The organism is Caulobacter sp. GW821-FHT10E02, assembly GCF_059415225.1.
Map to the genome: position 1 here is coordinate 641111 of NZ_JBWKMV010000002.1, position 20179 is coordinate 661289.

The window sequence follows — 20179 nt, forward strand, 5'->3', positions numbered from 1 at the left end:
CGCGCCTCGTGTATTTTTCCCGGCGACGCTGTGAATGGTTTGCGCTAGTTTAAGGATGCAGGAACTGGTCACCAGTCCGCGACGCGGTGGGGAAGTTAGAGGGTTATCTGGTGGACGGGGGATCGTATACCGGGCTTCTCTCGCCAAGATTGCGCGAGCCGCTCCCAAGGGTTGCATCAGACCCCTATAAGCGGGCGCTCGACATCGTCGCTTCAGCCCTGCTTCTGCTGCTGTTCGCGCCGCTGCTGCTGCTGGCGGCCCTGCTGATCAAGCTTGAATCTCCCGGCCCCGCCCTGTTCCGGCAGACCCGAGGCGGCCTCGGCGGTTCGCGGTTCCAGATCCTCAAGCTGCGCACCATGCATTGCCGCGAAGACGGCCCCGACCTGACCCAGGCTCAGCGCGGCGACAACCGCATCACCCGTGTCGGTCAGTTCCTGCGCGCCAGCAGCATCGACGAGCTGCCACAGCTGTTGAACGTCCTGCGCGGCGACATGTCCCTGGTCGGCCCCCGACCCCACGCCGCGGCGCATGACGACTACTACGCGGCCCAGATCCCCGACTACTACGCCCGCTATCAGGCGCGGCCGGGCCTGACAGGCTGGGCCCAGGTCAAGGGCCTGCGCGGCGGCACGGAGACGGTCGAGGCCATGCGCAGGCGGGTCGAGGCCGATATCGTCTATATCCAGACCTGGTCGATCCTGAAGGACGCCCAGATCGTCCTCCTGACCATCCCCAGCCTGCTGGTCGCCGAGAACGCCTACTGAGGCTGGGCCTGCGCTTTGGCTTGCGCCTCGGCCTGGGCGCGCACGCCCCGCTCGGTCATGATCAGGAACACCAGGCCGATCCGGGCCGTCGGGCTCTGGACGCTGTTGGCCAGCGTCGTCAGCCGCTCCTCGCCGCCCCAGCGGCCGAACTCCACATGCGCCTGGTAATTGACCTGCTCACGGATGGCGGGGGTCAGGTCGTACCAGTGCTCATAGGCCAGCCGCGTGCGGCTGATGAACAGGCTGGTCTGCAAGGGCGCCACGGCCAGCGAGTGCGCCAGCGCCAGGTTGGCGGCGGGCAGGTCGCCACGCTGGAAATCGACCGCCGCCTTGCGCAGCCAGGCGCTGCCCGCGCCGGGCCGCAAGGCGACCTCGCGGCGGCTCAGGGCCGCCAGGCGCGCCTGCTCGGCGGCGTCGGTCTTGGGCTGGGCCAGACCCGCCTCGATGCGCGTCGCCAGCACCTCGGCCGAGGCCGTCGGCAGGCCGGAAAGGTCACCGCCGAACCGCGAGGCGACCAGGGGCAAGGCGAACAGCAGGGAGATCGCCAGGACCACGCCGGCGAAGATGGTCGTCGTCCAGTCGGCCTTGCGCTCGGCGCGCGGACGGCGCGGGGCCGAGGTCGCGGTCATCGCGCCCAGGCCGACGGCGAACAGGGCCTGCAGGGCCGGCGTCTGGACGGCGAAGTCCGAAAGGCCGTGCAGCAGGACGAGCACCGTGGCGGCGATCGTCGCGCGCGCCAGGGCCCCGATCGTGCCGGGCTTGGTCGACTCCTTGCCCACGCGCCAGAGCGCGCCCAGCAGCCAGGCCAGCATGACCCCGGCGCCGACGACGCCGGCCTCCTCCAGCCACTGGAGATAGAGATTGTGCGTGGCGCGGACGTCGTACAGGACCTGCAGGGTCTCGGTGGTGGTGATCAGCTGGTTGACGATCGGGAACGAGCCCAGCCCGAAGCCGAACCACGGCGAGGTCTGGAAGGCCTGCCAGTGGGCGTCGAAGATCGCCTTGCGGGTGGCGACGTCACCGTCCAGATGCTCCAGACGCGCGGCCGTCAGGTCGGCGCTGCGCATGGCCACGCCCACGACCACCAGCAAGGCCGCCGCTCCGCCCAGGATCGCGATCGCCCGCACCCGCTTGCCTTGCGCCAGCACCTGCCAGGTCAGCAGCACCGCCAGGCCGATCACGGTGGCGAAGATCCCGCCGCGCGAAGCCGTCAGCGCCAGGGCGACCATGAACACCGCCGACGCGGCCAGGCTCAGGCTGGCGTCCAGGTTCAGCCGGTCCAGGCGCAAGGCGCCGCCGGCGCGTTGGATGGCCTGCGAGAAGAACATCACCGCGAAGACCGCGCCCACGCCCATCAGGGTGGCGGCGGTATTGGGGCTGAACAGGGTCGCGTCCAGGCGCCGACCGGCCCGCAGGCTGACATGGTTGAGGATCGCCAGGGCCGCGAACGCCGCCAGGGCCAGCAGCAACCACCAGACCAGCGCCCGCCGGCGGGTCTCGGACACGCCGATGATCTGCGCCGCCAGGAACAGGCAGGCCAGGCCCGCCAGCCGCAGCAGGTTGAGGATCAACGTCGAGCGGTCGACGGTGATCGATCCGCCGCCGGCGCCCAGATAGCTCCAGACGGGATGCGCCCCACCGGGTCCGAACGCGGTCAGCGGCCAGGCCGCGGCGACCAGCAAGGCGACGAACAGCAGGCCGGGCCACGGCGCGGTCAGGACGCTGGGGACCTTGCGGGCCCAGCTGCAGGTCGTGAGCAGGATCAGGAGAAAGGCGGCCTGCAGCGCGCCGAACACGGCGGCCACCATCACGTCGCTGGCCCCGAACGCGATGATCTCGGCCAGGACGAAAGCGACGAGGGCGCCGATCGCGACGCCCTCGGAGACTTGCAGTTTTCGCGCCCGGGCCGCACCGGGCGAGGACGCGCCCCCGCCCGTGCGTGTCCTAGTCCGCATAGTACTTTCGGTAGTTGGCGTAGTAATAGTAGCTGTCGCCGTAGCCGTAGCGGGACTGGGCCTTCAGATCCATCTGGGTCAGGGCCACGCCGGCGATGAACGCGCGGGTGCCTTGCAGCAGGGCCAGCGCCGACTGCACGGCCTTCACCGGCGTCTTCTTCCAGCGCACCAGCATCACCACGGCGTCGGCGTGCGGCGCCAGGATGCGGGTGTCGGCGATGGCCAGCAGCGGCGCGGTGTCCAGCAGCACGATCTCGTAGCGCGCGCGCAGGTCCTGCAGCAGCTTGTGCATGGCCGACGAGCCCAGCACGTCACGCGGCGTGTAGGCCGACTTTGCCAGCGGCAGGATGTGCGCGCCGCTCTCGTCGGTGACCACGGCCTGTTCGATGGTGGCGACGCCGTTCAGGACCTCCAGCAGGCCGACCGAGGCCGGCTCCTTGAGGAACTGGCTGATCGCGCTCTGGCGCAGGTCGCAGTCGACCACCACCACCTTGGCGCCCGAGCTGGCCAGGGTGCGGGCCAGCGAGAAGGTCGTCGTGGTCTTGCCTTCGCCCGGCAGGGACGAGGTGACCGCGATGACCTTCACGGTCTCGCCGACCTTGGAGAACAGGATCGAGGCGCGCAGCTTGCGCAGGCTTTCGGCGAAGCTGGAGAGCGGCTTGGCCAGCAGGTAGTCCGGCGGCGTCATGCCCTTCAGGACCTTCGCGTCGTCGACCGTGGTGCCCAGGGTCGGGACCGCGCCGAGATACGGCAGGCCCAGGCGACGCTCGACCTCGTCTTCGGTGAACAGGCCGGCCATCAGGATCTCGGCCAGGACGATCGCGGCGATGCCGGCGCCCACGGCCAGGATCAGGCCCAGCGCCAGGTTCAGCGAAGGCTTGGGATAGCTGGGGCCGGTCGGGATCTTGGCCGGCGACACCACGCGGGCGTCGGCCTGCTCGATGCCTTCCGACGTCGTGGTCTGCTTGAAGCGGCCCAGCAGGCTCTCGTACAGCGTCTTGACCGACTGGGCCTTACGCTCCAGCTCGGACAGGCCGATGCTGGCGCGGTTGTTGCCCGCCAGCGTGCCCTTCGACACCGAGACGCTCGACGCCACCGATCCGGTGCGCTGGCGCGCGACCTGGGCCTGGGCTTCGAGGTTCGAGATGATCCGGCGGATTTCGGCCTGGATCTGGGTGTCGATGTCGGCCAGCTCGCGCTTGGCCTTCAGCAGGTCGGGGTGACGATCGCCGTAGCGGCCGCCGAGATCGGCCACCTGGGCGCTCTTCTCGGCGCGCTGCTTGCGCAGCTGCTGGACGACGGGCGAGTTCAGCGACTCGCCGACGTCTTCGCCGGTGCTGCCCTTGGCCAGTTGCTGGCGGGCGATGTTCAGGCGGGCGTCGGTCTCGGCCTGCGAGGCGCGGCTGAGCGCCAGCTGCTGGTTAAGACCCGAGATCTCCTGCTCGGTGAGGGTCGCGCCCTCGGCGCTCAGCAGGTTGTGCGCGATCTTGTACTGCTGCACGGCCGCGTCGGCCTGCTGGACCTGGTCGCGCAGTTCGCCGACGCGGGTGTCCAGCCACTCGTTGGCCTTCTCGGTCGCGTTGAACTTCGCTTCGAGCTGTTCGGTCAGGTAGAGATCGGCGAACGCATTGGCCAGTTCGGCCGCGCGCTTGGGATCGGTGTGGGTGTACTCGATCGAGATCAGATAGGTCAGGCCCGCGCGGCGGACGTTGAGGCCGCCCAGCAGGCTGTCGACGATATGCTCGCGACGGCGCTGCAGCTCGACCGGATCGTTCGTGACGCTGGTGGTCGGCGCCGCCGCTTTCTTCAGCGAGGACAGCCAGGCCCGCGCGCCCTTGGCCTTGGCCAGGCTGGGGTTGAAGTACGGGTCTTCCTCGAGCTTCAGGTCCTTGACGACCCGCGCCGCCAGGGAGCGCGACCGCAGCACCTCGACCTCGGTGTCGACGACGGCGGTGTCCGCGGGCAGGCCCGAGAGCACGGCGCTCATGTCGGTGACCTGTTCCTTGCGGACGTCCAGCATCACCTGCGCGGTGGCGGTGTAGCGCGGCGTCTGCTGCAGGGTGAACAGCACCACCGCCGCGAACACGACCACGGCCACGGCCGCGAAAAGCCTGAAGCGTCGCCTGAACGTCGCGATCAGGATGTTCAGATCAAAAGACAACGCTCCGGTGTCATTCACCGGAGCGTTCGAGGATTCAAAACCGGAGCCGTCCATAACTACTCTCAGTAATCGGCAAACCTTGCCGTTTTGTGGACGTTCTTAGAACTGCAACGCCACGGAAGCGATAAGCTTGTTGTCCTTGAACGACGAGCCCCGCTGCGCCGGGTCGCCTTCGGATTTTTGCTTGAGGTAATTATAGGTCAGGAACAAGGCCACACGGCGATTCAGCAGATAGGTCGCCGTCGTCGAGAAGTTGTCGCGCTTGTCGTCGCGATTGATGCCCTTGTAGTTGTCCTTGCCGTGCGTGAAGGCGGCCGACAACAGGACGTTCCGCAACAGTTCGTGGTCGATCGACGCGCCGATGTTGTTGGAGATGAAGCCCGCCGAGCCCGGCGCCGTCGATTCCTCGATCGTGCGCGAGCCGTTCAGGCCGACCGTCGTCAGCTGGGTCGGGAACCACTCGAGGCGGCCGACGGTGTTGAAGCCGCTGATGCTGCTGAACGCCGCCAGGTCGTACGACTGCTTCATGTAGCCGACCTGCAGGTCGCCGCGCACCAGATCCGAGAGTTCGACGTTGGCGCCGACCCCGACGACATAGCCGTCCGACGACCGGTCGGACGCGCCGCCCAGGTCGTAGCTCTTCTTGTTGCCGGTGGCCGTCGCATAGATGGCCGTATCCGGGCTGACCGCGTACTCGGCCTTGGCGCCGTAGAACAGTTCGTTGCGGTCGCGCTGGTTCTGGTTGAACGCCGCGCCCTGGTCCTTGAAGTTATAATCCTTGTCGTCCAGGCGGCCGGTCAGGCGCAGACGATTGAATTCCTTCACCGCGGTCAGGTTGGTGCTGGTGAGGTCGTATTCCACCGGCTTGGGCGTGGCGCCGGCCGGCGTACCGGCGGTGATGGCCGTGCGGGGCTCGATCAGGTGCTGGAACTGGGCCGAGCCCGAGATGTTCGAGCCGCGCGCCACGTCGAGGCGACCGTTGGCCGACACCGTGTATTCCTCGGCGTTCTCGGTCTTCTCGTCGCCATAGCGGATCACGTTGCCGCCGGCGAAGAAGCCGAGAGCATTGCGCGACCAATCCGAACGGACGGCCACTTCCGGCTTCACGCGCCAGATGTTGTCGTCGGTCTTGCCCGCCGCGACGGCGTAGATGTTGTCGTTGTGCTCGAGATCGACGGTCACGCGCGGATAGACCGTGAAGCCGCCGGCCTTCTGGCCCACCGCTTCATAGTCCGGACGCGGACGCTGACGAACAGAGACGTTTTTATCGCGCTTGAATTGCGAACCCAGGTCTTGCGCCTGGGCGATTTGCGGCGCGGTCAACGCGATGCAGGCCGCAATGGCCGAACACGTTAGAAGTCGCATAGCTTAATCCCCACCAAGAGGCGGTCGGCGCACGTCGTGGCGCGCCAATCCGCCTGAACATTAAATCCTAGCCGCAGTAGGCGGCGATCACGCCGGCGCACGGGTCGAACGGCGCCGTCGGGGCGTTCGTCGCGCCACCCGCCGGACCCGCCGGGTTCACCGCGCTGGGAGCGCCGGTCCCGGTCGTCGCCGAGGTCGCCCCCGCCTGCGAAGCGGCGGCGAGCGCCACGTTCGCGGGAACGACGCCAGACGCCGAGGCTTGAGCGAGCGCGGCCGAGACTTCGCCCGGCGACACGCCGGCCGCGATCGCGGCCTGCATCGCGCCGGCGACGGCGGCGGCCAGGAGATCCGCCTGAGCCTTCTGGGCGTCGGCGAGATCGGTCTTGGCCTGGGCCTTGTCGGCTTCCGAGGCGTTCGGGTTATCCAGGACGGCCTGAGCGGCCGCGCCCTTCGCCGCCGCGGCCTTGAACGCCGCCGATGCGGTGGTGTTCTTGACGGCGTTGTTGATCAGCGCGAGCGCCTGATCCTTCTTCGTCGTGGTCGCGGCGCTCGCGACGGACAGGACGGTAGCCGGGCCCAGGGCGAGCGGGGCGATCGCTAGGATTGCACCTAGGGCCAGGGCGCGAGTGCGGTTGGAGGCCATGATTGCTCTCTCAATTGAACGGCGTCCCTTTAGGACACCAGAAACGAATGCTCTAGCTGGATTACGCGGTTTCGTCGTTTCCTAGGGATACCGTTCCCCGAAGATCACACCTACAATGCAATCTACGCGCGAAAGAGAATCTTAACGACGATCTAGACTAGGAATATGACGTGCGTGCCTTCGCCCAACAGATGCACAGATATCCTGTTTGGGTTGTGGTTACGTTTAAAAAACCATGTGCGGTCGCGCATGGCAATGCTGCGCTGCAAGAATCTATCGATAGTGCCGAGAATCTGGTCGCTTTCGCGTCTTGGGCGATCAAGTCGTTCGAATATTTCGCAGTTAATCCGGCTAAGGACTAGGCGGCCGCCACAGTCACGGCCGGAACTTGCCGGCGCTGGACCAAGCATCCGTACCAGCCCAGACCCTCATAGGTCTCGTAGCCCGGCGTCAGGGCGTAGCCGACCGTGATGTCGCCGTCGGCATAGCTGCCCATCGCGCCGCCCGAGACATCCAGCGGGAAGACCTCGGTGAGGACGCCCTGGTTGTCGGACGAGGCCAGGACGCGGCCCTTCTGGTCCAGCAGCATGACGCGGGAGCGTTCACGCTCCTCCGGCGTCAGACGCACGCCATCCACGACCGCCTGGGCCTGGGGCCGCCAGTCGAAGTGAACGCCCATCACGCCCAGGATCTTGCCCTTGGCCTGGCCGCCCTCGCGGATGGCCGTGGCGTAGGTGGCGACGGGCGCATCGCCCAGGGCGCGGGCCTTCTCGATGTCGCAGGCCACGAAGTCGTCGCCGGTGGCCGTGCGCATGCCATCCCGGAACCACTTGGCGTCGGCGACCGACTGACCAACCACGCCCGGATACTTGCCGGGCCGGCCATTGGCCACGACCCGCCCCTTCGTGTCGCAGATCCAGAGGTCGAGATAGACCGTATAGGCGTCGAGGATCACGCCCATGCGCTCGCTGGCGTAGCGACGGGCGGCGTCCCCGTCATCGGCCAGGCAGGCGACCACGGCGGAGTCCGTAGCCCACCAGCGGACGTCGCAGGTGCGCTCATAGAGGTTGCGATCGACGATCTCGATGGCGTTGAGCGCCAAATCCGCCAGGCGCTGGCCGCGCATGTGGCCCAGGATCGCCCCGCCGATGGCCGACAGCTCGTCGAGGTCGGCGCGCACCTGGCTGTCCAGGGCGGCGGCCACCGCGTCGATCTCGGTCGAGATCTTCTTGAATTCCTCGGCGACGATGGCGAAGCCCTTGCCGGCCTCGCCCGCGCGAGCGGCCACGATCAGGGCGTTGATCGACAGCATTTTGGCCGCCCGGTTGACCCGGGCGATCTCGCCGATCTTCTCGCCCGCGACGCTGGACAGTCGCTCCGACAAATCCAGGATCCGTTCAGGACGAAGACTGGCGTCTTGTTCCATCACCGGCAGGTCCCCACGCAAAACTTCCGTCCAATCGACTCACTTTACGCAAGATGACGCCCTCGTCATCTCGGCGCGATGACACCGTTGGTCACACCCAAACCGAGAGCGGCTTCGTTAACGAAAAAACGCCGGAACGCCCTCGATTTGGGCGCCCGGCGCTTAGAAAGACATCGTTTGCGACAGTGACTTAGACGTCGACCTCGGCGTCGAGCGCGTTTTCCTGAATGAATTCACGGCGCGGCTCGACCAGATCGCCCATCAGGCGACTGAACATCTCGTCGGCGTCGTCGGCATGGTTGACGCGCACCTGCAGCAGGGTGCGGGCCTCGACATCCAGCGTGGTCTCCCACAGCTGGTCGGGGTTCATCTCGCCCAGACCCTTGTAGCGCTGGATGGAGAGACCCTTGCGGCCGGCGTCCATCACCGCGGCGATCAGGTCCATCGGTCCGCGCACGGTCGTGGACTTGTCCTTGCGGCGGAACACGGCCCGGCCCGAGAAGATCTCGGCCAGGGCCCCGGCCCGCTCGGCCAGACGACGGGCGTCGGCGGCGTGCAGCAGGCCATCGTCCAGCACCACGCTCTCGGTGACGCCGCGACGCACGCGCTTGAAGACATAGGCCGTCTCGTTGCGCTCGCCGGTCCACGGACCGTCGCCTTCTTCGGCATAGAGGTCCAGGCGCGCCGAGGCTGCGGCGACGTCCGGCTTCTCGCCCAGCAGGCCGGCCAGGGCCGACTGCTCGATGGCGAACGACGGCGCCCGGGCGGCCAGGCGGTCGATATTGCCCTTGGCCTGACGGCACAGCTGCACCAGGGCCAGCAGGTCCTGGCCCGTGCGGCGCTCGCCCGACGGCAGGTCCAGCTCGGCCCCGTCGACGCCTTCGTCGATCAGGAAGGCGTCCATCTCGCTGTCGTCCTTCAGATAGCGCGAGGACTTGCCCTTGGCGGCTTTGTAGAGCGGCGGCTGGGCGATGTAGATGTAGCCGCGCTCGATCAGCTCCGGCATCTGCCGGTAGAAGAAGGTCAGCAGCAGGGTGCGGATGTGGGCGCCGTCGACGTCGGCGTCGGTCATCAGCACGATCTTGTGGTAGCGCACCTTGTCCGGGTTGAAGTCGTCGCGGCCGATGCCGGCGCCCAGCGCCGTGATCAGCGTGCCGATCTGGTCGGACGACAGCATCTTGTCGAAGCGCGCCCGCTCGACGTTCAGGATCTTGCCGCGCAGCGGCAGGACCGCCTGGTTGTCGCGGTTGCGGGCCTGCTTGGCGGAACCACCGGCCGAGTCACCCTCGACGATGAAGATTTCGGACTTGGCCGGATCCCGTTCCGAGCAGTCGGCCAGCTTGCCGGGCAGCGAGGTGATGTCGAGCGCGCTCTTGCGACGGGTCAGTTCGCGCGCCTTGCGGGCGGCTTCACGGGCCGCGGCGGCCTCGGCGATCTTGGAGACGATGGCCTTGGCCTCGTTCGGGTGCTCCTCGAACCAGGTCGCCAGGCCTTCCTGCACCAGGCCTTCGACAGCCGGGCGCACTTCGGACGAGACCAGCTTGTCCTTGGTCTGCGAGCTGAACTTGGGGTCCGGCACCTTGACCGACAGCACGCAGGTCAGGCCTTCGCGGGCGTCTTCGCCGCCGACGCTGACCTTTTCCTTCTTGGTGATGCCCGAGCTCTCGGCGTAGCCGGTGATGATCCGGGTCAGGGCGGCGCGGAAGGCCGACAAGTGCGTGCCGCCATCCCGCTGCGGGATGTTGTTGGTGAAGCACAGCATCTGCTCGTGATAGCTGTCGTTCCACCACAGGGCGAGATCGACCTCGACCTTGTCCTTGACGCCGCGCACGACGATCGGGGTCTTCAGCAGCGGCGTCTTGACCTTGTCCAGGTGGCGGACGAAGGCCTCGATGCCGCCGTCATAGTGCAGCTTCTCTTCCCACGGCTCGGCGTCGCGCAGGTCGCGGAAATAGATCGTCACGCCCGAGTTCAGGAACGCCAGCTCGCGCAGGCGGTGCTCCAGGGTCTTCCGGTCGAATTCGATGAACGCGAAGGTCTCGCGTGACGGGAAGAAGGTCACTTCCGTGCCCGACAGTAGCTCGCCGGCCTTGGGGCCGTCCTCGCGCATCGGCGAGTCGCCCGTGACCTTCAGCGAGGTCACCGCGTCGCCGCGCTCGAAGCGCATCTGGTGGACCTTGCCGCCACGGTGGATCAGCAGCTCTAGCCAGTCTGACAGCGCGTTGACGACCGAGACGCCGACGCCGTGCAGACCGCCCGAGACCTTGTAGCTGTTCTGGTCGAACTTACCGCCGGCGTGCAGCTGGGTCATGATGACCTCGGCCGCCGAGACGCCTTCGCCCTCGTGGATGTCGGTGGGGATGCCGCGCCCGTCGTCGGTGACCGTCACCGAGCCGTCGGCGTTCAGGATCACCTGGACCTTGGTGGCGTGACCGGCCAGGGCCTCGTCGATGGCGTTGTCGACCACCTCGTAGACCATGTGGTGCAGACCCGAACCGTCGTCGGTGTCGCCGATATACATGCCTGGGCGCTTGCGGACGGCGTCCAGGCCCTTCAGCACCTTGATCGAGTCCGCGCCGTACTGGGCGGCGGCTTCCTCGGTGGTCATTTCGGGGGCCACTTCGGGAACTTGGTCTTCGGTGTTCTCGGTCATTCGTCTTCCAGGGTGGCCAGGCCGGCGTCGCCCACGCGAACGCCTAGCGCCCGACCCTTGAGATGGTCGAACAGCGACTCGTCCGTGCCGGTGAGGAAGGCCTGGAGCTTGAGCGCCGTGAGTTCGTCGGCCAATGCAGCTCGCCTGGTGAGGTCGAGATGCGCGGCGACTTCGTCGAGCAATATTACAGGATTCGGCGCGGATTCCGCACGCGAAAGTCGCGCCGCCTGGGCCAAAACCAGGTTCAGAATCAGGGCTTTTTGCTCGCCGGTGGAGCATTCCGCCGCCGGACGGTCCTTCTCGACGTGGAAGATGGCCAGATCGCCTCGGTGAGGACCCGTCAGGGCCCGTCCAGCGGCCCCGTCGCGGGGACGCGCGGCGGCCAGGGCGGCGGCCAGTTTCTCCTCGATCTGGGCGAACGGGACGCCGTCCAGCGCCAGCTTCTCCCACTCGCCGGTCAGGGTCAAGCGAGCCTGCGGGAAGGGTCGGTCGCCGCGTCCGTCGATCTCGTTCTGCAGCGCCAGCAGCGTGCGGGCGCGGGCCTGGGACAGCAGGGCCCCGGACTCCGCCAGTCGGGCCTCCAGGGCGTTCAGCCAGGTGGCGTCGGGCGCCGCGCCAGCGTCGGCGGCGTCGGTCAGCAACCGCATCCGCTCGCGCTGCGCCTTGTCATAGGCGTTGGCGTGACTGGCGTGGCTGGGCTCGCCGGCGAAGACCAGGCGGTCGAAGAACCGGCGGCGCTCGGAGGCGGCTTCCAGGAACAGGCGGTCCTGGGCCGGGGTCAGCCAGATCGGTCGGACGTGGTCGGCCAGGCGGCCGGGCGGCACGGTCTCGCCCTCGATGCGGACGGTGCGACGGGCGGCGCCGCCTTGCTCGACGCCGGTGCCTATGCGGACCGGCGCGTCCTGGCCGCTCTCGACCTCGGCGGCCACGGCCCAGGCCCGCCCGACGGTCTCGCCAGGCATCCGGCGACCGACCTCGGCCATGCTGGAGCCGCGCAGGCCCTTGCCGGGGGTCAGCAGGCTGATCGCTTCAAGGAGATTGGTCTTGCCGGCCCCGTTGGCCCCGAACAGGTAGACGCTGCGCCCCTCGGTATCGAGGCGGGCGCGCTCGTACGAGCGGAAGTCCGTCAGGGTCAGGGAAAGCAGTGCGGCCGACGCCATGGCGCGTTCTTAAGCGGTGTCGCCGGCCGACGCTACTCAGCCCATCTTGTAGCCGCAGAGCTTGTTGCCATCCAGGTCGCGGAAATAGGCGAAATAGACCTTGGGCATCCGCGCGCCCGGCGCGCCCTCGTCCGTGGCGCCCAGCTCCAGGGCCTTGGCGTGGAAGGCGTCGACCTCCTCGACGGTGTCGAAGGCGAAGCCGCCCATCATGCCGTTGCCGATGCAGGCCGGATTGCCGTCGTACGGTCCCAGCACCCCGAACATGCAGCCGTCACCCCGATAGAGACGCCCGCCCGACGGATGCTCGTACAACGGCTTCATGCCGATCGATCCCAGCAGGCCGTCATAGAAGGCCTTGGCCTTCTCCAGGTCGTTCGAACCGACCGTCACGTAGTTCAGCTTGGCCATCGGCCACCTCCCGTTTTCTTATGAAACGGACGTTGGCACGGCTCAGTAGCCCAGCGCCACCCCGTCCTTGCGCATCTCGGTGGCGGCGGCGTAACGACCCGGCCAGCGCTCGATGGCCTGGTAACCGCCATAGCCGCCTGCTTCCGTCTTCAGGGTCCAGCCGATCGTCTCCAGCGCCTTGCGGGTCTCGGCCGGCACGCCGCTCTCCAGGTCGAGCACGGTGATGTCCTCGGCCGCGATCCCCGTCGGCTCGGGCGAGCCGCCATGGTGCCAGCGCGGGGCGTCGCCGGCCTCCTGAACGCCCAGGCCGAAGTCGACCATGTTGCTGATGATCTGGGCCTGGCCCTGGGGCTGCATGTCGCCGCCCATCACGCCGAACGACAGCCACGGCTGGCCTTCTCGCAGGGCGAAGCCCGGGATGATCGTCTGGAATGGCCGCTTGCCCGGCGCGAAGATATTGGGGTGGCCGTCGGTCAGGGCGAACAGCTCGCCCCGATCCTGGAACATGAAGCCCAGGCCGTCCGGCGACAGGCCCGAACCCATGCCGCGATAGTTCGACTGGATGATCGACACCATCATCCCGTCCTTGTCGGCCGTGGTGAAATAGGTGGTGTCGCCCTTGCTGGGCGCCTGGCCCGGATAGGCGGGGGTCAGGATCTTGTCGGGCCGGATCAGCTTGGCGCGCTCGGCCGCGTAGTCCTTGGAGATCAGCCAGTCGATCGGCGACTTGTAGAAGTCCTGGTCGGCATAGAAGCGAGCGCGGTCCTCATAGGCCAGACGCTTGGCCTCGACGGCGTGGTGGATAGCCTGGGCCGACTGGAAGCCCATGCCCTTGACGTCGAAGCGCTCGAGGATGTTCAGCAGCTGCAGGGTCGCAAGACCCTGGGTGTTGTCGCCCAGGGCGCAGACCTCGACCCCGCGATAGGGGCTCTTGTGGACCTTGGTCCAGACGGCGCGGTTGGCGGCGAGGTCGGCCTTGGTCATCCAGCCGCCGATGCGCTTGAAATAGGCCTCGATGGTCGCGGCGATCTCGCCCTCGTAGAAGGCCCGGCCGCCGCCCTGCGCGATCATCCGGTAGGTCTTGGCCAGGCGCGGGTTCTTGAACACCTCGCCCTCGACCGGAGTCTTGCCGTTCGGAGCCCAGACGGCCTTGAAGTTCTCGACCTCCTCAATGCCCGAGGTCGGGTTGGTGAAGCGGCGATAGCTGCCCGCCAGGTAGTAGGCGACGTTCTGGGTGACCGGATGGCCTTCCTCGGCGTGGCCAATGGCGGGCGCGAAAAGGTCGGCCCACTTCAGCTTGCCGTAGCGTTCGTGCATCTCGCGCCAGGCGTCGACCGCGCCGGGCACGCTGACGCTGACCGCGCCGAAGGACGGAATCTTGCCGTTCTTGGCCCGTGCCCTGACCGTCTCCAGGGTCAGGGCCTTGGGCGAGCGGCCCGAGCCGTTCAGGCCCATGACCTGCTTGGTCTTGGGGTCCCACAGCATCACGTAGCAGTCGCCGCCGACCCCGCACGAGACCGGCTCGACCAGGCCCAGCACCGCATTGGCGGCGATGGCGGCGTCGGCGGCCGAACCGCCCTTGCGCAGCATGTCGATCGCCGCCTGGGTGGCCAGCGGATGGGCCGTGGCGGCCGCGCCGTGGACGCCCCAGGCCGCCGAGCGCGAGGCCCAGGTCGCGCCGTCCACCCGGTCGCCGCCGTGGACGTCGGGTCGCTTCAGGTTGGGATTGGGACCCGTCAGCAGTTGCGACTGGGCGGCGGCCTGTCCCGCGAAAGCGGCGGCCGGCAAGGCGGCGAGGAAGGTGCGACGACGCATGACAGAACCCCCAAAAGCAAAACGGGCGCGTAGAGCCTGTCTGGTTTGGATGGAACATCCGAGCCAGATGAACAGGCTCTATCTTCAAGGATTCAGAGCGCGCTATCGCGCGCTCTGGGGCGCCCGTCTCTTATTCAAAGCCCGCGGATCAGACCCGCAGCGGCATCAGCACGTACTTCACGCCCGGATCGACCGGATCGACCACCAGGGTGGGCGAAGCCGGGTCGGCGAAGCGGAACTCGGCCTGCGGGCCCGCGATCTGGCCGCAGACGTCCAGCAGGTAGCGGGCGTTGAAGCCGATCTCGAAGGGCTCGCCGTCGTAATCGACCTCGACCTCTTCGACGGCCTGGCCGGCTTCCATGTTGCGGACCGTCAGGGTGATGCGGCCCGGCTCGATGGCCAGCTTCACCGAGCGGCTCTTCTCGGCCGAGATGGTGGCGACGCGGTCGACGGCCTTGGCGAACAGGTCGTTGTCCAGGGTCAGGATCTTGGCGTTGTCGCGCGGGATGACGCGCAGATAGTCCGGGAAGGCGCCGTCGATGACCTTGGACGTCAGGGCGGCCGCGCCGAATTCGAAGCGGACCTTCTGGGGCGACAGCTGCAGGTCGACCGTCTCGCCAGCCGATTCCATCAGGCGGCGGGCTTCGGCGATGGTCTTGCGCGGGATGATCACGCCCGGCAGGCCGGCCGCGCCTTCCGGCGCCGGCATCTCGGCCAAGGCCAGGCGGTGGCCGTCGGTGGCCACGGCGCGCAGCTTGACCTCGCCGCCCTCGTTGACCGTGTGGACGTAGAGACCGTTCAGATAATAGCGGGTCTCTTCGGTCGAGATCGCGAAACGGGTCTTGTCGATCAGGCGGATCAGCTCGTTGGTGTCGACCGGGACGCGGCTGGACAGGCCATCGCTGCTCATCACCGGGAAATCGCCGGCCGGCAGCACCGGCAGGTTGAAGCGCGAGCGGCCGGCCTGGATCACCAGGCGCGGATCATCGCCGCTGAAGCTCAGCGAGACGTCGGCGCCGTCGGGCAGCTTGCGGACGATTTCGTAGAGGGTGTGGGCCGGGGCCGTGATCTGGCCAGGGACGTCGATCTGGGCGAAGCCCTCGTCGATGATCTCCATGTCCAGGTCGGTGGCCGAGAAGGACAGGCGATCGCCCTCGGCCGACAGCAGGATATTCGACAGAATCGGGATGGTGTTGCGGCGTTCGACGACGCTCTGCACGTGACTCAGCGCCTTCAGGAGCGCCGCCCGTTCGATGGTAAGCTTCATAGTCGGTCCAGATCGCGCGGTCGGGTCGATGGAATCGACCGCTACCCCCGTTGAGAATGGACCGCCGACATTATCGCAAAGCGCGAAGGGGGGAAGGGGGCGCGCCCGTCATTCGCGCGCCCCGAGTTGCGAAAAACGAAGCTTTCGCTCTCGTCAGGCCTTCTGGTCGAACGAACCACCCGAGTTGTCGCCGTCCGAGCCCGCGCCGGCATAGGGATTGGCGCTCGCCGACGGCTCACCAGTCGAGGGCCCCGTCGAGCCCTTGGCCGCCACGGCGACCATGGCCGGACGGACCAGACGGCCCATCAGCTCGTAGCCGGCCTGCAGCAGGCTAATCACGCCGCCGGCGGCGACGTCGGTCGCCGGCTGCTCCATCACCGCCTGGTGCAGGTGGGGATCGAACTTCTCGCCCTTGGCCGGGGCGATCTGCTTGAGGCCATTGCGCTCGAAGGCGCCGTGCAGCTCCTTCTCGGTCATCTCGATGCCGATGATGAAGTTCTTCACCGCCGCGTCGGTCGAGTCCTTTGGGCTGTGAGCCGTGGCGCGCGACAGGTTGTCGGCGACGCCCAGCAGGTCGCGGCCGAACTTCTGGATCGCATAGGCGCGCGCGTCGTTCATCTCGCGCTCGGCGCGGCGCTTGGTGTTCTCGGCCTCAGCGGCGTAGCGCAGGGCCTGCTCCTTCAGAGCGGCCACTTCCAGCTTCAGCGCCTCGATCTCTTGCGACGCGTCGTCGGCCTCGAAGGCGACGTCTTCAGCCGGCGTTTGCTCGTCGGTCATCTCGTACAGTCCTTATCCATCCATCATCCGTCCGAGCACCCGGGCGGTATAGTCCACCAACGGAATGACTCGGGCGTAGTTCAATCGGGCCGGCCCGATCACGCCGATCGCGCCCAGCACCTTCTGTCGGCCCGTCATATAGGGCGCCGCGATCACCGAGGAACCCGAAAGCGAAAACAGGCGCGTTTCGGCACCGATATAGATGCGCACGCCCTCGGCGTCACGGACGTCGTCCAGCAGGCCGATCAGCTGGCCCTTCTGCTCCAGGTCGTCGAACAGCTGGCGGACGCGGTCGATGTCCTCGCGGGCCCGGGCGTCGGCCAGGAGGTTCGCCTGCCCGCGCACGATCAGCGAGCGCGCGTCGCCCTCGCCGCCGCTCCAGGCGGCCAGGCCGTCCTCGACCAGGCGGGCGGCGGTCTCGTTGAGCTGGCGGCGGGCGATGTCCAGCTCGCCGCCCATCTCGGTGCGCGCCTCGGACAGGGTGCGGCCGCGCAGGCGGGCGTTGAGGAAGTTGGAGGCCTCCTGCAGGGCCGAAGGCGTGACGCCCGGAGCCTGGCGCATCAGCCGGTTTTCGACCTGGCCGTCCTCGAACACCATGACCGCCAGCACCTGGCCTCCGCCCAGCGGCACGAACTCCACGTGCTTGACCCCGCCCTCGCGGACCGGGGTGACGACGATGCCCGCGCCGCCGGCCAGGCCCGACAGCACCGAGCTGGCCTCGGCCAGGGCCTCCTCGAACGAGCGGCCCTTGACGGCCAACCGCGCCTCGATGGCGCGCTTTTCCTCTTCGCCGATGTCGCCGACTTCCAGGAAACCGTCGACGAACATCCGCAGGCCCGCATGGGTCGGCATCCGGCCGGCGCTGGTGTGGGGGGCGTCCAGCAGGCCCAGCTGCGCCAGGTCCTGCATGGTGTTGCGGATCGAGGCCGGCGACAAAGCCAGGCCGCCCCGGGAAATGGTGCGCGAGCCGACGGGCTCGCCGGTCTCCAGATACGACTCCACGACCCGGCGGAAGATGTCGCGGGCGCGGCTGTCCATCTCGCCGAGGCCCGGCGCGGGGACGATCGGACCAGGGAAGAGATGCGTCATGCTCTAGATGCCATGGGGCGTGTCGTTTGGGTCCCGGTCGGCGGACAAAAGGAGTCGGCCTCTTTCAAGGTCCGCTCGCAATAGGATAAGCGCCACCCACAGACATTCAAATAGCCCTGAGATCAGGAGTTTCCCATGCGTCCGTCCGAACGCGCCCCCGACCAGCTGCGCGCCGTCACGCTGGAAACCGGCGTCAACCGCTACGCCGAAGGCTCGTGCCTCATCTCGTTCGGCCACACCAAGGTGCTGGTCACCGCCACGGTGGAAGAAAACGTCCCGGGCTGGATGCGCAACAAGGGCGCCGGCTGGGTCACCGCCGAGTACGGCATGCTGCCCCGCGCCACCCACACCCGCGGCCGCCGCGAGGCCGCCGCCGGCAAGCAGACCGGCCGCACGCAGGAAATCCAGCGCCTGATCGGCCGGTCCTTGCGCGCCGTCGTCGATCTCAAGGCCCTGGGCGAGCGCCAGATCAGCCTCGACTGCGACGTCATCCAGGCCGACGGCGGCACCCGCACCGCCGCCATCACCGGCGCCTGGGTCGCCCTGCGCCTGGCGGTCAACTACCTGCTGGAAGAAGGCGTGCTGAAGACCGACCCGATCGTGGGCCAGGTGGCGGCCGTCTCGTGCGGCGTGTTCAACAATGTCCCGGTGCTGGACCTCGACTACGAGGAAGACAGCAACGCCGAGGCCGACAGCAACTTCGTCCTGACCGGCGGCGGCGACATCGTCGAGATCCAGGCCACCGGCGAAAAGCGCGGCTTTACCCGCGCCGAGTTCGAGACGCTGTTCGGCCTGGCCGAAAAAGGCATCAACGAGCTGTTCGCCATCCAGCGCGCGGCGATCGGCGGCTAGGCAACGCCGCACTTGCCTGAACGGGGTGTCGGTCCCAGATTCCAGTCTTAAGGATTAGGAGTTCCGCGTGCCCACCCCGTTCGAAGGCCATGAAGTCGAAGCCCGCCTGCGCCCGTCGGCGGAGGCCTATCGCTTCGACCTGGACCAGGCGCTGGCCTCGATGGTCGCCCTGGAAGCCACCGTGCCGCCCGACGCCTATACGGCCGGCATCCTGGGCACCGAGCGCGTCGGCAACGGCGTGGTTGTCGGCCCCGGCGGCCTCGTGCTGACCATGGCCTATCTGATCACCGAGGCGGAGGAGGTCATCCTCACCCGCAATGACGGCCGCCGCGTGCCGGCCCACGTGCTGGGCCTGGACGTCCGCTCGGGCCTGGGTCTGGTGCAGGCGCTGGAGCCGCTGGACCTGCCCGTCATGACCATCGGCTCGGCCCGCGACCTGGACGCCGGCGACGCGATAATCGCCGCCGGCGCGGGCGGCCGCGCCCACGCCGTGGCCGGCAAGGTCCTGGCCCGCATGCCGTTCGCCGGCTACTGGGAATACCTGCTGGACGACGCCATCATCACCGGCCCGGCCCACCCGCACTGGAGCGGCGCGGCCCTGATCGGTCCTAAGGGCGATCTGGTAGGTCTCGGCTCCCTGACCCTGGAAGGCCGCGACAACGAAGGTCAGGCCCGGCCGATCAACATGTTCGTGCCCGCCGAGCTGCTGCCGCCCGTGCTCGACGAGCTGGCCCGTGGCAAGAGCCCGCATCCGCCCCGGCCGTGGCTGGGCGTCTTCGCCCAGGAGACCGAGAACCACGTCATCATCGTCGGCATCTCGCCCAAGGGCCCGGCCGCCCGCGCCGAGCTGGCCGCCGGCGACCTCATCCTGGCCGTCGACGGCATGCCGGTCTCGACCCTGGCCGAGTTCTACGAGTCGATGTGGAGCCTGGGCGACGCCGGCGTCAGCGTGCCGCTGAAGATCCGCCGCGAGGGCGACGTCTTCGAGGTCGAGGTCCGCTCGATGGACCGCGCCAGCCTGCTGAAGAAGCGACGCCTGAACTAATGGCTGGTCCCTGGGAGCAGCCCGAAGCGCCGCCGCCCGCCCGTCCCGCGCGGCCGGCGGTTCCGCGTCATCGGCTGCTGCTGTGGCTGGGCCTGCTGGCCGGCCTCGGCGCCTTGGCCTTCGCGCTGAACCGCGCCTTCCCCGAGGCGATCCAGACCGGCGACGACAAGGCCGACCTCGTCTACCAGATCGGCGTGATCGTTCTTGTCTCGACGGCGCTGCTGCGCGGCCTGCAGGGCTCGATCGGCCAGCACCTGAAATATGCCGCCATCTGGAGCGGGATCATCGCGGTCCTGGCCCTCGGCTACGCCTATCGCGCCGAGCTGTCAGAGGTCCCGCGCCGCGTGCAGATGGCCTTCAATGTCGGCACGCCCGTGCAGGTCGGCGAGCGCACGCTGGTGGTGCCGCAGGGCGAGGACGGCCACTATGTCGTCGATGGCCTGGTCAACGGCCAACGCGTGCGGTTCATGGTCGACACCGGGGCCACCGAGACCGTGCTCAGCCCGGCCGACGCCCAGCGCATCGGCGTCCCGGTCGACACCCTGAACTACGGTTATGAGACCGAGACGGCCAACGGCAAGGGCTACAGCGCCGCCTACGACGCCAGCACCCTGGAGATCGGCTCGATCAAGCTCGAGGGCTTCCGGGTGATGGTCAATCAGGCGCCGATGAGCGGCTCGCTGCTGGGAATGAGTTTCCTCAAGCGCCTGGACGCGTTCGAATTCCGCGACCGCCAGATGATCCTGAAGTGGCGCGAGGACGAGAAGGGGCGCGCCATCTAGGCGGCCCCTCCCCGCGC

15 protein-coding genes and 1 pseudogene are annotated in these 20179 nt (G+C 68.0%); 4 read left to right on the top strand and 12 right to left on the bottom strand.

All coding sequences use genetic code 11. The features are described from left to right. The first annotated feature begins 110 nt into the window (after positions 1-110). The gene (locus AC07NI_RS12785) at positions 111-764 is read left to right on the top strand and encodes an exopolysaccharide biosynthesis polyprenyl glycosylphosphotransferase (protein ID WP_494619466.1); all 654 of its coding nucleotides are present in this window, start codon (positions 111-113) and stop codon (positions 762-764) included. Here the strand turns inward: AC07NI_RS12785 and AC07NI_RS12790 are convergent. The 12 genes and pseudogenes from AC07NI_RS12790 to hrcA all read right to left on the bottom strand — a co-directional run bounded on the left by AC07NI_RS12790 (position 758) and on the right by hrcA (position 17483). Beyond that, a complete protein-coding gene (locus AC07NI_RS12790) occupies positions 758-2719 on the bottom strand; it encodes an O-antigen ligase family protein (RefSeq protein ID WP_494619468.1) in 1962 nt (653 codons plus the stop codon). The two genes, AC07NI_RS12785 and AC07NI_RS12790, sit on opposite strands and share 7 nt — an antisense overlap. Next, positions 2709-4934 carry a GumC family protein gene (locus AC07NI_RS12795; RefSeq protein ID WP_494619470.1) on the bottom strand — a complete coding sequence of 742 codons (2226 nt, stop codon included), beginning with the start codon at positions 4932-4934 and terminating at the stop codon, positions 2709-2711. The genes AC07NI_RS12790 and AC07NI_RS12795 overlap by 11 nt, the downstream gene beginning before the upstream one ends. A 45-nt stretch (positions 4935-4979) precedes the next feature. Next, positions 4980-6245 (bottom strand): outer membrane beta-barrel protein, encoded by a 1266-nt coding sequence (locus AC07NI_RS12800; protein WP_494619473.1) that lies wholly within the window; start codon positions 6243-6245, stop codon positions 4980-4982. A gap of 67 nt (positions 6246-6312) precedes the next feature. After that, on the bottom strand, positions 6313-6888 hold the full coding sequence (locus AC07NI_RS12805; protein ID WP_494619475.1) for a hypothetical protein: 576 nt from the start codon (positions 6886-6888) through the stop codon (positions 6313-6315). Positions 6889-7246: 358 nt separating this feature from the next. Further along, a pseudogene (locus tag AC07NI_RS12810) lies at positions 7247-8369 on the bottom strand (methyl-accepting chemotaxis protein). Between the two features lie 135 nt (positions 8370-8504). Then, the gene (gyrB, locus tag AC07NI_RS12815; RefSeq protein WP_494619479.1) at positions 8505-10967 is read right to left on the bottom strand and encodes a DNA topoisomerase (ATP-hydrolyzing) subunit B; all 2463 of its coding nucleotides are present in this window, start codon (positions 10965-10967) and stop codon (positions 8505-8507) included. Continuing rightward, positions 10964-12127, bottom strand: coding sequence for a DNA replication/repair protein RecF (gene recF / locus AC07NI_RS12820; protein ID WP_494619481.1), 1164 nt, complete (start codon positions 12125-12127; stop codon positions 10964-10966). Before recF ends, gyrB begins: the two co-directional genes overlap by 4 nt. Positions 12128-12163: 36 nt before the next feature. Then, positions 12164-12535 carry a VOC family protein gene (locus AC07NI_RS12825; RefSeq protein ID WP_494619484.1) on the bottom strand — a complete coding sequence of 124 codons (372 nt, stop codon included), beginning with the start codon at positions 12533-12535 and terminating at the stop codon, positions 12164-12166. 42 nt (positions 12536-12577) lie between these two features. Then, a complete protein-coding gene (gene ggt / locus AC07NI_RS12830; protein ID WP_494619486.1) occupies positions 12578-14350 on the bottom strand; it encodes a gamma-glutamyltransferase in 1773 nt (590 codons plus the stop codon). A 148-nt stretch (positions 14351-14498) separates the two neighbouring features. After that, on the bottom strand, positions 14499-15617 hold the full coding sequence (gene dnaN, locus AC07NI_RS12835; protein WP_494619488.1) for a DNA polymerase III subunit beta: 1119 nt from the start codon (positions 15615-15617) through the stop codon (positions 14499-14501). A 153-nt stretch (positions 15618-15770) separates the two neighbouring features. Beyond that, positions 15771-16394 (bottom strand): nucleotide exchange factor GrpE, encoded by a 624-nt coding sequence (grpE, locus tag AC07NI_RS12840; RefSeq protein ID WP_494619490.1) that lies wholly within the window; start codon positions 16392-16394, stop codon positions 15771-15773. A gap of 12 nt (positions 16395-16406) precedes the next feature. After that, positions 16407-17483: a heat-inducible transcriptional repressor HrcA gene (gene hrcA, locus AC07NI_RS12845; RefSeq protein ID WP_494619492.1), complete on the bottom strand. Its 1077-nt coding sequence runs from the start codon at positions 17481-17483 to the stop codon at positions 16407-16409. A gap of 135 nt (positions 17484-17618) precedes the next feature. Here hrcA and rph point away from each other — a divergent pair, with 135 nt between their 5' ends. The 3 genes from rph (at position 17619) to AC07NI_RS12860 (ending at position 20162) form a co-directional block, all read left to right on the top strand. Next, positions 17619-18335 carry a ribonuclease PH gene (rph, locus tag AC07NI_RS12850; RefSeq protein ID WP_494619494.1) on the top strand — a complete coding sequence of 239 codons (717 nt, stop codon included), beginning with the start codon at positions 17619-17621 and terminating at the stop codon, positions 18333-18335. 67 nt (positions 18336-18402) lie between these two features. Further along, positions 18403-19380, top strand: coding sequence for a S1C family serine protease (locus tag AC07NI_RS12855; RefSeq protein WP_494619496.1), 978 nt, complete (start codon positions 18403-18405; stop codon positions 19378-19380). Next, complete coding sequence (locus AC07NI_RS12860) at positions 19380-20162, top strand: retropepsin-like aspartic protease family protein (RefSeq protein WP_494619498.1); 783 nt, start codon at positions 19380-19382, stop codon at positions 20160-20162. The genes AC07NI_RS12855 and AC07NI_RS12860 overlap by 1 nt, the downstream gene beginning before the upstream one ends. The last annotated feature ends 17 nt before the right edge of the window (positions 20163-20179 follow it).